Source organism: Microbacterium sp. Bi121, assembly GCF_918698005.1.
Taxonomy (GTDB): Bacteria; Actinomycetota; Actinomycetes; order Actinomycetales; family Microbacteriaceae; genus Microbacterium.
In genome coordinates this window covers 520,142-533,221 of sequence record NZ_CAKKLJ010000001.1, presented here as the reverse complement: position 1 = coordinate 533,221, position 13,080 = coordinate 520,142, and the positions used below count along the sequence as shown (strand labels likewise).

Sequence of the window (13,080 nt, the reverse complement as noted above, 5' to 3'; positions counted from 1 at the left end):
TCAATGCAGAGAGAGGGGACTCCGATGACCGATCCACGCATCGGCGAGAGCTTCGTGGGAGAAGGCGTCAACGCCGCCCACATCAACACCGTCGCCGGGCCGCGCTCCGGCCCAGCCGGCATCGCCTGGGCCACAGCACTCGGCACGCCGAGCGCGGGCCATGTCCCGTTCGTCGCCGTCCTGCAGCCCTCGCTCCCCGTGAAGCCGCTCACGCTGTTCATCACGAAGGCTGCTCCCGAGTCCGACGAGCACGGCCTGTTGATCTGGGGTCCGGCGCAGGCAGGCGTCGCCGCGGGAGTCGCCGACGCCGTCGCCGACGGCGTCATCAGCCCCGAAGAGGCGGACTCCGACGTGATCATCGCGGCAGTCTGGGTGAACCCCGGCGCCGACGACGCTGACGCCGTGTACCGCAACAACCGAGAGGCCACCCGCACCGCCCTGCGCAACGGCGTCGAGCAGCTGCCCGCGCTGGACGACGTGCTGGCCGCCCGCAACGAACCGCGCAACCCCTTCTACACGGCCCCTACTGACTGATCGACGAGAACGGATCCTGATGACTGACTCCCTCCCCACCGTCGGCTTCGTCGGCCTGGGCAACATGGGCAGCGGGATGACCCGCAACCTCCAGGCGGCCGGTTTCCCGCTCGTCGTCACCGACCTGCGCCGAGAAGCCGCAGCCGAGCTCGTCGCCGGTGGCGCCCGTTGGGCGGACTCCGCGGCCGCGGTCGCGGCGAACAGCGACCTGGTGATCACGATGCTCCCCACGCCACGGCACGTCGGTGACGCACTGCACGGTGCCGACGGCATCCTCGCCGGAATCGCCGATGGCGGCACGTGGATCGACATGTCCACATCGGTGCCCGAAGTCGCAGACGCGGTGCGCACGGATTACGCCGACCGTGGACTGCGCATCCTCGACGCGCCGGTCAGCGGCATGTCCGTCGGCGCTTCGAACGGCACGCTGCAGATCTTCATCGGCGGCAACGCGGCAGATGTCGATCGGCTGCTTCCCGTGTTCCACGCCATGGGCGACGCCGATCGGGTACTGCACGTCGGCGGACACGGTGCGGGCTACGCGGTGAAGCTCATGATCAACCAGCTCTGGTTCAATCACCTCATCGCGACTGCTGAGGTACTGTCTGTCGGTGTCAAGGCCGGCGTCGATCTCGAAGTGCTGCGGCGTTCGCTGATCGCCAGCCCGGCGAACAGCAACTTCCTCGAGAACGACGTGCTATCGATCCTCGACGGTGGAGACTACGACGAAGGCTTCGCTCTGGTGCTGGCCTGCAAGGACCTCGGCCTCTCGGTGGATCTCGCTCGATCGGTCGGCATCCCCGTCGAGCTCTCCGCGCTCGTCGAACAGCAGTTCCGTCGTGCGAAGGCGCTGTTCGGAGACCGCGCCGGCGAGATGACACCCTTCAAGCTGTACGAAGACCTCGTCGGCGCCCCACTGCGTCGCACGCCGACTGAGGAGTTCGCACGATGACCGTGACCGCTTCCGACGAGACCGCCCTGCTCGAGCGGGTGCCCGTCGACCTGTACGTCGACGGCGAATGGCGTCCCGCCTCGAGCGGCCTGCGCTTCGACGTGCACGATCCGTCGACGGGTGAGGTGCTCGCGCAGGTCGCCGACGCGACGGTCGAAGACGGGGATGCCGCGCTCGCCGCCGCGCACGCCGCCCAGAAGGCGTGGGGCCGCACCGCCCCGCGCGAGCGTGCCGAGATACTCCGCCGTGCGTTCGAGCTCGTGACCGAGCGCGCCGAGGACTTCGCCCTCGCGATGACGCTCGAGATGGGCAAGCCGCTCGCCGAAGCGCGCGCGGAGGTCGCCTACGGCGCTGAGTTCCTGCGCTGGTTCAGCGAAGAAGCTCCGCGCATCTCCGGTCGGTACGCCACAGCTCCGGACGGACGCAATCGTCTCGTCGTGGTGCAGCGGCCCGTTGGGCCCTGCCTGTTCATCACCCCGTGGAACTTCCCGTTGGCGATGGCCACCCGCAAGATCGCGCCGGCGATCGCCGCCGGGTGCACGATGGTGCTCAAGCCTGCGGCACTGACGCCGCTGACCGCTCTGCTGCTGACGCAGGCCCTGGAGGAGGCCGGCCTTCCGAAGGGCGTGCTCAACATCATTCCCACCAGCCGGGCCGGCGCCGTCACGGGGCCGCTGATCAAGGATCAGCGCCTGCGCAAGCTGTCGTTCACCGGATCGACCGAAGTCGGCCGACGCCTCATCGCCGACTCGGCCGAGCAGGTGCTGCGCGTCTCGATGGAGCTCGGCGGCAACGCGCCGTTTCTCGTGTTCGAAGACGCCGACATCGACGCGGCGGTCGAGGGCGCCGTTGCGGCGAAGATGCGCAACGGCGGCGAGGCCTGCGTCGCCGCGAATCGTTTCATCGTGCACGAGTCGGTCGCGGACGAGTTCACCGAGAAGTTCACCGCCCGCATCGCCGCGTTCGTGCCGGCGCGGGGCACCGAGCCGGACTCGACCATGGGTCCGCTCGTCGACGCGGCCACACGCGACAAGGTCGCGGAGCTCGTGAAGGATGCCGTCGCGGGCGGCGCTCGCGTCGCCGTCGGCGGAAACGCGATCCCTGGCCCCGGCTACTTCTACGAGCCGACCGTGCTCGTCGAAGTGCCGGATGACGCAGCGATCCTCGGCGAGGAGATCTTCGGCCCCGTCGCACCGATCATCACCTTCTCCACCGAGGAGCAGGCGATCCGTCTGGCCAACGCCACGGAGTTCGGTCTGGTGTGCTTCGCTTACACCCGTGACCTCGATCGCGGACTGCGTCTGGCCGAAGAGCTCGAGACGGGCATGTTCGGACTCAACGCCGGCGTGGTGTCGAACCCCGCCGCACCGTTCGGCGGCGTGAAGCAGTCCGGCGTCGGCCGCGAGGGCGGATTCGAGGGCATCCACGAGTATCTCGAGACCACCTATGTCGGCATCGCCGACCCGTTCGCATCACGGAAGGCGTGAAATGGAGATCACGGACTTCAGCACGGCGCTGTTCTCTCTCGAGGGCAAGCGCGCCATGGTCACCGGCGGCAACGGCGGTCTCGGCAGGGCGTTCTCGCTCGCGCTGGCGAAGGCAGGAGCCGATGTGTTCGTGCCGTCGCTCGCCGACGACGACGGCACCACCCGTCGACTGGTCGAGGAGACGGGCCGCCGTTACGAGTTCGCGCAGGTCGACGTCACGGAGCGCGGTGCGCCGCAGCGCATGGTCGATCAGTGCGGGCAGGCACTCGGCGGCCTCGACATCCTCGTGAACTCCGCCGGCATCAACCTGCTCAGCGACGATGTACGCGAGTTCGGACGGGACAAGTGGGACCCGATGATCCAGGTCAACCTCACCGCGACGTTCGAGTTCGCCGAGGCCGCGGCCCGCACCTTCATGGAGCAGGGCTCCGGCAAGATCGTCAACATCGCATCCCTCTTCTCGTTCCTGGGCGGGCGGCAGTCGCCGGCATACGCGGCGAGCAAGGCCGGCGTCGTCGGGTTCACGAAGGCCTACGCCGACGAACTCGGGCCCTTCGGCATCCAGGTCAATGCCATCGCGCCCGGGTACTTCGCCACTCCGCTGACGACGAGCACCCGTGCCGACGAGGCGGCGAACGCACGCATCATCGATCATGTGCCCGCCGGTCGATGGGGCGATCCGGCCGACCTCATGGGCGCCGTCGTCTTCCTATCCAGCCCCGCGTCCAACTACGTCAACGGCCACACCCTCGTCGTCGACGGCGGCTACCTCGTCCGCTGAGGCTGTGCTGAAACCCGCTCCGAATCCGCCACACCCCGACACCCCAGGAGAACATGATGGTCGCGTCCCGTTCCTCGCTCACCGCTGCGCAGATCGTCGAGCACGTCACCCGGCTGCTCGGCCCTGACCAGATCGACATCGATGAGACTGCACTGCGCGAGGCGAGTGTCGACAGGTTCAAGAAGTACACCGCCGTGCACGGCATCTTCGACGGGCCGTTCCCGTCGGTGATCGTCTACCCGGAGTCCACCGAGCAGGTCGCCGAGGTCCTTCGATTCGCGAACGAAAATCTGATCGCCGTCATCCCCCGTACCGGGCGCACGGCGACCGAGGGTGGCCTGGAGGTGGTCGTCGACGACACGATCGTGCTCGACGGCTCGCGGATGGACCGGACGCTCGACGTCAACACGACCGACATGATGGTGACGGTGCAGGGCGGCGCCCCGCTTCAGCGTGTGGAGGACGAGCTGCGGGCGATCGGATACACGACGGGACATTCGCCCCAGTCCAAGCCGCTTGCACAGTACGGCGGGCTCGTCGCGACGCGCTCGATCGGACAGTTCTCGACTCTCTACGGAGGGATCGAGGACATGGTCGTCGGGCTCGAAGCAGTCCTCGCCGACGGCACGGTGACGCGCATCAAGAACGTGCCCAGACGCGCGGCCGGCCCCGACATCCGACACCTGATCATCGGCAACGAGGGCGCGATGAGCTTCGTCACCGAGGTGACGGTGAAGATCTGGCCGTACCAGCCAGAGAACCTGCGGTTCTTCGGATTCCTCACCGACGAGTTCGGCACCGGTGTCGAGGCGCTCCGCGAGCTCGTCACGCAGGGGTACCGACCGTCGGTGGCACGCGTCTACTCTCCCGAGGATGCTCGCCAGCACTTCGCACACTTCCACGACGGGAAGAACGTCGTCGTTCTCGTCGCGGAGGGCCCCAAGCGTCTCGCGGATGCGACAGCGGAGGCGATCGAGGAGGTGTTCGAGGGCAAGCAGCATGAGCGCGTCGACGATGCGCTCATCGAGCAGTGGTTCCACAACCTCAACTGGGGTCAGGACAAGATCGACCGCGAGAGGGCGACGATGCTCACCGAGTCACACCTCGGATACACCACCGAGGTGTCCGTCGACTGGTCGCGCGTGGTGGATCTGTATGAAGCGGTCATGCGGCGGGTGCGCGAGGAGTTTCCCCGTGCGCAGGACCTCACGATGCTCGGCGCCCACTCGTCGCACAGCTACCAGACCGGCACCAACCTCTACTTCGTGTACGACTACAACATCACCGTCGAGCCCCGGCAGGAGATCACCGAGTACCACCAGCCGCTGAATGCGATCGTGGTCGAAGAGGCGCTGCGCCACGGCGGCTCGATGGTGCATCACCACGGCATCGGCAAGTACCGCACGTCGTGGACCGAGCAGGAGCACGGGTCGGCGACCGAACTGCTGCGCCGGCTGAAGTCCGCGCTCGACCCGAAGGGGATCATGAATCCCGGGACGATCTTCGCGCTGGAGGATTGACGTGGCGTACGTCGTCGCGATCGACAACGGTTCGCAATCGACGAAAGTCTTGATCGCGGATGCCGCGGGGCGCGTGCATGCCTCCGCGAGAGTCGGACTGCGGGCATACGAGTCGCCCACACCGGGTCGCAGCGTGCACCCCGGGGACGACGTGTGGGAGTCGATCGCGGCGGCCTGCCGCACGGCGATGTCGCGCTTCGACGGTGACGTCGGTGAGATCGTCGGCATCGGACTGTGCACGATTCGTTTCTGCCGTGCACTGCTGCGGGCCGACGGCACGCTCGCGGAGCCGTTGCTGAGCTGGATGGACGAGCGCGTCGGCCGTCCGCACGAGCCGTCGCCGGACGTCGCCAGGATCACCACGTCTTCGGGGTACATCACGCACCGCCTCACCGGCCGGTTCACGGATGCCGCGGCCAATCACCAAGGCATGTGGCCGATCGACCACGCCACGTGGCGATGGAGCACGGATGCCGCCGACTACGCCCGCACGGGGATGTCGCCGGAGATGCTGTCCGATCTCGTCGACCCCGGTGAAACGCTCGGGACCGTGACGGCAGCCGCTGCGGAGGTCACAGGTCTGCCACCGGGCATACCGGTGTTCGCCACGGCCAACGACAAGGCGGTCGAGGCGCTCGGCGCCGGGCTCGGATCGCAGGACGAGGTGCTGCTCTCTCTGGGCACGTACGTCGCAGCCATGACGATCGCCGAGTCGCCGGAGGGCGGCTCTGCGCACTGGGTGAACTTCGGCTCGCGTCCCGGTCAGCATCTGGCCGAGTCCGTTGGCATCCGCCGAGGGATGTGGACCGTGAGCTGGCTGCGTTCGCTGCTGCATGAGCCGACCGATGCCGGAGACGATCTGTACCTGCTCGACAGGCGACTCGGTGAGGCCGCCGAAGCGGTGCCACCCGGCTGCGACGGTGTCGCCGCGGTGCTGGACTGGCTGGCGCCGGACGACGCACCGCATCGACGTGGGGCGTTCGTCGGCTTCTCGGGTTCGCAAAGCCGGGGTCATCTGCAGCGGGCCGTACTCGAGGCCATCGCGTTCACGATGGCCGACCATATCGATGCAATGGCCGCGGAGCTCGGGCGCACGTTCCGCAGTGTGCTCGTGACCGGCGGTGGTGCGCAGTCACCGCTTCTGGTGGGCATGATCGCCGATGTTCTCCGCCTTCCGGTGCAGCGGGCGAACGTTGACGACGCGGCCGGCATCGGAGCCGCGGTCTGCGCGGCAGTGGGCAGCGGACTGCATCCGGATTGGGACGCCGCCGTCCAGGCCATGGTCGGTCGCTCGGAGCAACAGCATCCGTCCCCCGTATCCGGCACGTATGAACGTCTTCGCCCGTGGCATCGCGGAATCCGCGCACGCATGGATGCCGTCGACGCGTGGTCCGCCGCGCAGCTCGCGATCGATCCCGAAGAGGTGCGTTGACATATGCACAACCTTGGTTGCACGCTCGCGAACTCCAGTCCTAGATTCAAACCAACGGCCACGGTGGCCGCCGATCTGCTCGATGAAGAGAAGGTGAGGTGCTCATGAACGGCTTCGATCTGCAGGGGCTCTTCACTTTCTGGAGCCGCCGCTGGGACGACATCCTCGAGCTGGCTCTTCAGCACATCGCCGTCGTGGCACTGAGCGTGCTGCTCGCCACCGTGATCGGCGTGCTGATCGGCATCGCGGTGTGGAATCGTCCGGTGCCGCGCTCGCTGACCATCGCCGCCGCCGGTGTCGCGCTGACCATCCCGTCGCTCGCGCTGCTGGCTCTGATCACCCCGGTGTTCGGGCTCGGCTGGACGCCGACGGTCATCTCACTGATCTTCTATTCACTGTTGCCGATCGTCCGGAACACGGCCGTCGGACTGCGCGAAGTGTCTCCGGCGATCATGGAATCGGCCAAGGGCATGGGCATGTCGCCCGCGAAGATCCTGTTCACCATCCAGCTGCCGATCGCTTGGCCGATCATCCTCACCGGCGTTCGGGTCGCGGCCCAGCTGACCATCGGCATCGCCGCGATCGCCGCCTACGTCGCCGGTCCGGGCCTGGGTCAGCTCATCTTCCAGGGGCTGTCGTCGCTGGGTTCCAAGAACGCGTTGAACTTCGCTCTCAGCGGCACGCTCGGCGTCGTCATCCTCGCGCTGCTCGTCGACGGCGCTTTCGTCCTCATCACCCGCCTGACCACCTCGAGGGGGCTCCGTGTCTGATTCCACCGCCACTCGCGCCACAACTGACGCAGCATCCGCAGACTCCGCCCAGAGCGGGGTTGCGATCACGCTCGACAAGGTGACCAAGGTGTACCCGGGGCAGGAGACGCCGGCCGTCGACGATTTCTCGATGAGCGTCCGCCCTGGTGAGCTCGTCATGTTCGTCGGCCCGTCGGGCTGCGGCAAGACGACGACGATGAAGATGATCAACCGCATCATCGAGCCGTCGTCGGGGTCGATCGCCATCGACGGGCGCGACGTGCTGTCTCTCAACCCGAACGAACTGCGTCGGCACATCGGATACGTGATCCAGCAGATCGGCCTGTTCCCGCACATGACCATCGCCGAGAACATCGCGGTCGTTCCGCGGCTTCTCGGCTGGAGCAAGCAGAAGATCGCCGATCGCGTCGACGAACTGCTGCAGACCGTGCAATTGGATCCCGGCACTTTCGCCGCCCGTTACCCGAAGCAGCTCTCCGGCGGCCAGCAGCAGCGCGTCGGTGTTGCGCGTGCGCTCGCAGCCGATCCGCCGGTCATGCTCATGGACGAACCGTTCGGGGCGACCGACCCGATCACCCGCGAGAAGCTGCAGGCGGAGTTCTTGCGCCTGCAGGAGTCGATCGGCAAGACGATCATCTTCGTCACGCACGACTTCGATGAGGCGATCCGCCTCGGCGACCGGATCGCCGTGCTCTCGGATCGCAGCCAGATCGAGCAGTTCGACACTCCGGCGAACATCCTCTCCGGTCCGGCGAACGACTACGTCCGTTCGTTCATCGGTCAGGGTGCGGCTCTCAAGCGACTTGCCTTGATCCCGGTCACGGATGCCAAGCTCAAGGCCGCATCCGGTGCGTCCGGGGTGCCGTCGGTCCCCGTCGAGGCGAGCCTGCGTGATGCGCTCGACGCGCTCGTTCTGGCGGGTGTGCCGGCCATCGACGTCGTCGACGGCGACGGCAGAGCAGTGGGTGCGGTCTCGGTCGAGGCGATCTCCGAGGTGCTCGGTGCCGAGCTCCCCGGTGTTCCTCCGGCGGGTGCATGATGGCCACTGTCACCACCGATACGCAGCTCATGGCGACGCGCACGCTCGTGCCGCCCGCCAGGCGACGTATCTTCACGCTCAAGCGCTTCATCACCCCGATCGTCGTCGTGGTGATCCTCGCGCTGCTCCTGTGGTGGGTATCGAGTCTCGAGCTCGACTCCATCGAGCAGCGGACGCTCAACTGGAACTACATCACGCTCCGCATCGGGGAGCACCTGAGCCTCACGGTCGTGGCATCCGCTCTCGTCGCCGTGCTTGCGATCCCGCTGGGCATCGCAACGGCCAAGTCGCCGTCGAAGGTGTTCCGCAGCATCGTGCTGGCGCTCGCGAACATCGGCCAGGCGACTCCGGCGGTCGGTGTCGTGATCCTGCTCGCCATCGTGTGGCAGACGGGTTACACGACAGCCCTGGTGGCGCTCGTGATCTACGCGTTCCTGCCCGTGCTCCGCAACACCATGATCGGCATCGACCAGGTCGACGCGAATGTGCGCGAGTCGGCACGCGGTATGGGCATGACACCCATGCAGGTGCTGACGCGCATCGAGCTGCCCCTGGCGGTTCCGGTGATCCTCGCGGGGCTCCGCACGGCACTTGTGTTCTGCGTCGGCGTCGCGACGATCGCGACCTTCATCAACGCCGGCGGCCTCGGCGACATGATCGTGAACGGCCTCAAGCTCCAGCGCTACCCCGTACTCGTCGTCGGCGCGGTGCTCGTCGCTTGCATCGCGCTGCTCATCGATTGGGTGGCCGGTTTCGTCGAAGACATCGTCACCCCGCGCGGCCTCTGACAGGCCGCGCATCCATTCCCGAAACACCCACTCGTACGCATCAAAGGAGACCATTATGAAGCGGGTAAGACTTCTTCCCATCGCCGCGATCGCGGCGGCGACCGCACTCGCGCTCGCCGGCTGTTCGACCGGCGGCACGGCGACCGGCAGCCAGGGCGACGAGCTCGAGGGTCTGACCGGCCAGATCGGTGCCAAGGACTTCTCGGAGCAGTTCGTCCTGGCGCACATCACCACCGAGCTCCTCAAGGCGCACGGCGCCGATGTCGAGGCGAACACCAAGCTCGTCGGCTCGGCGAACGTGCGACAGGCGCTCGAGAACGACGAGTTCCTCGGCTACTGGGAGTACACGGGCACGTCGTGGATCACCTACAACGGCAACACCGCGCCGGTGCAGGGTGCTGAGGAGCAGTTCGAGGCGACCAAGGAGGCGGATGCCGCGAAGGACATCGCCTGGCTCGACCCCGCACCGCTGAACAACACGTACGCGTTCGCGATCCGCGAGGACAAGGCGGAGGAGCTCGGGGTCGAGAAGCTGTCGGACATCGCCGACCTGCCCGCCGACGAGCAGACGTTCTGCATCGAGAGCGAGTTCTCGACGCGCGACGATGGCTGGCCCGGTCTGAAGGAGGCGTACGGCATCGACGTTCCGGACGCGAATGTCGCGCTGCTGGACACCGGTGTCATCTACACGGCGACGGAGAAGGGCGACGACTGCAACTTCGGCGAGGTGTTCCAGACCGACGGTCGCATCCCGGCGCTCGGGCTGACCGTGCTAGAGGACGACGAGGAGTTCTTCCCGGTGTACCAGGGCGCGTTCACGCTGAAGCAGGAGACGCTCGACGAGTACCCGGCGATCGCCGACATCATCGCCGAGATCTCGCCGATGCTGACCACCGAGGTCATGCAGGAGCTCAACTCGCTGGTCGACGTGGACGGCGAGGACCCGCAGGATGTCGCGATCGACTGGCTGACCGAAGAAGGTCTGATCTGATCCACGAGGAGGGCCGCCGAGAGGTGGCCCTCCTCGTTTGTCACATCATGGTGAGTTCTGAGAGCTTCTGAGGGCATGAGATGAAGATCGAGAAGATCGAACTGATCCGGTTGAACCTGCCTCTGGATCCGCCGTTCCTTGCGGCGTGGGATCCGAACCCGCGGGTCGACTTTCCGGCGACGCTGGTCGTCGTCCGCACGGATGACGGAATCGTCGGGTACGGCTCGGGCGACACCATGGACGGGTTCGAGGCGTATCGCGACCTGTTCATCGGCACCGACCCGCTGCAGATCCTCAGCCAGGTGCGAAGGATCGAGACCATCAACTTCCACGGTGGACGGTATTGGCCGCTGGAAGCAGCGTTGTGGGACATCATCGGGCAGGTGGCGGGTCTGCCGGTGAGCCTGTTCTTCGGTGGCGCTCGCGATCGTCTGCCCGCCTACGCGTCAAGCGGTGAGTTGAAGCCGCCGCAGGCGCGGGCCGACTCTGCAGTCGCAGCGAAGGAGGCCGGATTCCGGGCGATGAAGATCCGCATCGCTCGTGACCGGATCGCGGATGGCGTCGCGGCCGTACGGGCGGCTCGGGATGCGGTCGGCGACGGGTTCGATCTCATGGTCGACCTGAATCAGATGTGGCGGATGTCGGGTGACATCGACGCTGCGCTGCCGCTTGCGCGCGTGCAACGCCTGGCCGCCGAGCTGAACGAGCTCGGCGTTCGGTGGCTCGAGGAGCCACTGCCGCAGGTGGACGTGATCGGTGCGCGCCGCGTGCGTGCGCACACCGGGGTGCAGGTATCGGGTGGCGAGATGGTGCGCAGTCTGCCCGAGATCATGGCCCTGATCGAGGCGGACGCTTTCGACATCTACCAGCCCGACGTCGCGCTCGCCGTCGGCATGTACCGCGCGCGCCAGGTGGCGGAATCGGCCAACCTGCGGCATCGCCTGTTCACACCGCATACCTGGTCGAATGGGCTGGGTCTGCTGGCGAACCTTCACGTCGCGGCGGGCGTGGATGCCGGGCCGTACCTCGAGTTCCCGTACGACCCACCCGGATGGACGCCGGAGCGGCGCGACTTCTTCATGGAACCGTTGATGATCGACGCGGCCGGCGATCTGGTGGTTCCGGATGCTCCGGGCTTGGGCGTGCGGATCGACGAGGACGCTGTGGCGCGGTACCGGGTGCGGTGACGGCTGTTCCGCTGGGCTTAGTGAGAACGGCGCGACGATCACCGACCGCGCGTGGATGCTCGATGTGGAGGTGGCGTACGCGGGGTGACAAGCGCTGTACTCCCGAGGCCATGCCGGCCCCGGGAGCCGGAGGGTCAGTCGGCGACCTTCGCGACCAATCGCCCTGTGGCAGTGCCGTCCGTGAGCTGCTGGATGCCAGCGGGGATCTCTTCGAAGTCGATCTCCGTGATCGCGGGCTTCAGCTCGCCGGATGCCATGTAGCGCATGGTCTCTTCGATGTCGTCCTTGCTGCCGCCCATCGAGCCGTGCAGCTGCTTGCGGCCGAGGATGAGCGAGTAGGTGTCGATGGTCGACTCGAGCTTCCCCATGCCGACCTGCACGACGCGTCCGCCGCCCGAGGACTTCACGGTCTTGAGTGCGTCGGCGGTGGTGACGCCGAATCCGGCGTAGTCGATGATGACGTCGAGCTCGACGTCGGCGAACTCGGTGATCGACTTCGCGACCTCGACGGCACCGGCCTCGCGGGCGCGATCCCAGATCGACTCGTTGACCTCGGCGACGTAGACGTGAGCGCCGCGCAGGTGCGCGACGCGGGCGCCGATCTGGCCGAGACCGCCGAAGCCGATCACGCCGACCTTCATGCCCGCCTCGACGCCTGCGGTCGAGAGCGCGCCGACCGAGGTCATGCCCGCGTCGGTGGCCGCTGCCGCCTGCGCGAAGGAGACGTCGTCGGGGATGGCGATGAGTCCGTCGGTGCTGACCTCGGCGCGGTCCTGCCAGGCGCCGTTGACCATGTATCCCATGAGCTCAGCCAGCGGCCAGACGGCTACGCGGTCGCCGACCTTCCACTCGGTGACGCCCTCGCCGACCTCGCTGATGACGCCTGCGGTCTCGTGGCCGGGGACGACGGGCGGCTGCTTCATGGTCGCCAGCCACTTCTCGTCCTCGAGGATGCCGACGTCGGAGTGGCACAGGCCCGCTGCCTTCACATCGATCACGACCTTGCCAGGTCCGGCGGTCGGTTCGTCGATGTCGACACGCTCAAACGGCTTGTGGGTGCCGACGAACTGCCATGCGCGCATGCTGATCTCCTTAGAACTGCGGTTCGGGAGCCGGGGGTTTCACGCTCCCTCGTCCTTCCAGGCTAGGTTCACTCAGCCGCTTGAGGGCAGTGTTCGCTGGCCGCAGAATATGCGTATGAATGGAAAATCTCTGATACGCGGGTGAACTCCGCCGCGCTCCGACGACGACCCCGGGCGTGAACCCACCGCTACTCGGGATCGGTCAGCGGGGCAAGGCCCTCGGAACGATCGAAGACCTGCAATAGAAAGAGAATCGACACAGATAGGAGGGTCGACATGGCTGCTGGAGACATCGAGACGTTCCACCAGAGCGGCACCTGGTTCAACCGGATCGAGGGCGAGTCGCGCACCTTGGGCCCCGGCTTCGACACTCAGGAGGATGCCGTCGCCGCCGGTCGCAGCGCCGCTGTCGCTCGTCAGGTCGAGCACACGGTGAAGAGCGACGAGGGCCCGTCTGACGACCGCGCCGCGTACGGCACGAACCCGCGCGATCGCGTCGGCTGAGACGGATCGCGGC

13 protein-coding genes are annotated in these 13,080 nt (G+C 67.0%); 12 read left to right on the top strand and 1 reads right to left on the bottom strand.

The window, feature by feature from the left end; translation table 11 throughout:
* Window positions 1–24 precede the first annotated feature (24 nt).
* The 11 genes from fae (at window position 25) to LQZ87_RS02495 (ending at window position 11,481) form a co-directional block, all read left to right on the top strand.
* Complete coding sequence (gene fae, locus LQZ87_RS02545) at window positions 25–534, top strand: formaldehyde-activating enzyme (protein WP_230101867.1); 510 nt, start codon at window positions 25–27, stop codon at window positions 532–534.
* Between the two features lie 19 nt (window positions 535–553).
* A complete protein-coding gene (locus LQZ87_RS02540; RefSeq protein ID WP_230101866.1) occupies window positions 554–1,486 on the top strand; it encodes an NAD(P)-dependent oxidoreductase in 933 nt (310 codons plus the stop codon).
* Window positions 1,483–2,973, top strand: a complete 1,491-nt coding sequence (locus LQZ87_RS02535; RefSeq protein ID WP_230101865.1) for an NAD-dependent succinate-semialdehyde dehydrogenase — start codon at window positions 1,483–1,485, stop codon at window positions 2,971–2,973. Before LQZ87_RS02540 ends, LQZ87_RS02535 begins: the two co-directional genes overlap by 4 nt.
* Before the next feature lies 1 nt (window position 2,974).
* Window positions 2,975–3,754, top strand: coding sequence for an SDR family oxidoreductase (locus tag LQZ87_RS02530; protein WP_230101864.1), 780 nt, complete (start codon window positions 2,975–2,977; stop codon window positions 3,752–3,754).
* Window positions 3,755–3,807: 53 nt separating this feature from the next.
* The gene (locus tag LQZ87_RS02525) at window positions 3,808–5,274 is read left to right on the top strand and encodes an FAD-binding oxidoreductase (RefSeq protein ID WP_230101863.1); all 1,467 of its coding nucleotides are present in this window, start codon (window positions 3,808–3,810) and stop codon (window positions 5,272–5,274) included.
* Window position 5,275: 1 nt separating this feature from the next.
* Window positions 5,276–6,706 carry an FGGY-family carbohydrate kinase gene (locus LQZ87_RS02520; protein ID WP_230101862.1) on the top strand — a complete coding sequence of 477 codons (1,431 nt, stop codon included), beginning with the start codon at window positions 5,276–5,278 and terminating at the stop codon, window positions 6,704–6,706.
* Between the two features lie 104 nt (window positions 6,707–6,810).
* A complete protein-coding gene (locus tag LQZ87_RS02515) occupies window positions 6,811–7,476 on the top strand; it encodes an ABC transporter permease (RefSeq protein WP_230101861.1) in 666 nt (221 codons plus the stop codon).
* Window positions 7,469–8,515, top strand: a complete 1,047-nt coding sequence (locus LQZ87_RS02510) for an ABC transporter ATP-binding protein (RefSeq protein ID WP_290368237.1) — start codon at window positions 7,469–7,471, stop codon at window positions 8,513–8,515. Before LQZ87_RS02515 ends, LQZ87_RS02510 begins: the two co-directional genes overlap by 8 nt.
* On the top strand, window positions 8,515–9,303 hold the full coding sequence (locus tag LQZ87_RS02505; RefSeq protein WP_230101860.1) for an ABC transporter permease: 789 nt from the start codon (window positions 8,515–8,517) through the stop codon (window positions 9,301–9,303). The genes LQZ87_RS02510 and LQZ87_RS02505 overlap by 1 nt, the downstream gene beginning before the upstream one ends.
* A 55-nt stretch (window positions 9,304–9,358) precedes the next feature.
* Complete coding sequence (locus LQZ87_RS02500) at window positions 9,359–10,294, top strand: glycine betaine ABC transporter substrate-binding protein (RefSeq protein ID WP_230101859.1); 936 nt, start codon at window positions 9,359–9,361, stop codon at window positions 10,292–10,294.
* Window positions 10,295–10,374: 80 nt separating this feature from the next.
* Window positions 10,375–11,481, top strand: a complete 1,107-nt coding sequence (locus LQZ87_RS02495) for a mandelate racemase/muconate lactonizing enzyme family protein (protein ID WP_230101858.1) — start codon at window positions 10,375–10,377, stop codon at window positions 11,479–11,481.
* 134 nt (window positions 11,482–11,615) lie between these two features.
* On the opposite strand, the gene LQZ87_RS02490 is transcribed toward LQZ87_RS02495, so the two are convergent.
* Window positions 11,616–12,563, bottom strand: a complete 948-nt coding sequence (locus LQZ87_RS02490) for a zinc-binding dehydrogenase (RefSeq protein WP_230101857.1) — start codon at window positions 12,561–12,563, stop codon at window positions 11,616–11,618.
* A gap of 276 nt (window positions 12,564–12,839) precedes the next feature.
* Here LQZ87_RS02490 and LQZ87_RS02485 point away from each other — a divergent pair, with 276 nt between their 5' ends.
* The gene (locus LQZ87_RS02485; protein WP_230101856.1) at window positions 12,840–13,067 is read left to right on the top strand and encodes a DUF2188 domain-containing protein; all 228 of its coding nucleotides are present in this window, start codon (window positions 12,840–12,842) and stop codon (window positions 13,065–13,067) included.
* The last annotated feature ends 13 nt before the right edge of the window (window positions 13,068–13,080 follow it).

Coding starts and splice junctions, on each gene's coding strand:
- fae (WP_230101867.1), top strand. CDS start 25: ATGACCGATCCACGCATCGGCGAGAGCTTCGTGGGAGAAGGCGTCAAC.
- LQZ87_RS02540 (WP_230101866.1), top strand. CDS start 554: ATGACTGACTCCCTCCCCACCGTCGGCTTCGTCGGCCTGGGCAACATG.
- LQZ87_RS02535 (WP_230101865.1), top strand. CDS start 1,483: ATGACCGTGACCGCTTCCGACGAGACCGCCCTGCTCGAGCGGGTGCCC.
- LQZ87_RS02530 (WP_230101864.1), top strand. CDS start 2,975: ATGGAGATCACGGACTTCAGCACGGCGCTGTTCTCTCTCGAGGGCAAG.
- LQZ87_RS02525 (WP_230101863.1), top strand. CDS start 3,808: ATGATGGTCGCGTCCCGTTCCTCGCTCACCGCTGCGCAGATCGTCGAG.
- LQZ87_RS02515 (WP_230101861.1), top strand. CDS start 6,811: ATGAACGGCTTCGATCTGCAGGGGCTCTTCACTTTCTGGAGCCGCCGC.
- LQZ87_RS02505 (WP_230101860.1), top strand. CDS start 8,515: ATGGCCACTGTCACCACCGATACGCAGCTCATGGCGACGCGCACGCTC.
- LQZ87_RS02500 (WP_230101859.1), top strand. CDS start 9,359: ATGAAGCGGGTAAGACTTCTTCCCATCGCCGCGATCGCGGCGGCGACC.
- LQZ87_RS02495 (WP_230101858.1), top strand. CDS start 10,375: ATGAAGATCGAGAAGATCGAACTGATCCGGTTGAACCTGCCTCTGGAT.
- LQZ87_RS02490 (WP_230101857.1), bottom strand. CDS start 12,563: ATGCGCGCATGGCAGTTCGTCGGCACCCACAAGCCGTTTGAGCGTGTC.
- LQZ87_RS02485 (WP_230101856.1), top strand. CDS start 12,840: ATGGCTGCTGGAGACATCGAGACGTTCCACCAGAGCGGCACCTGGTTC.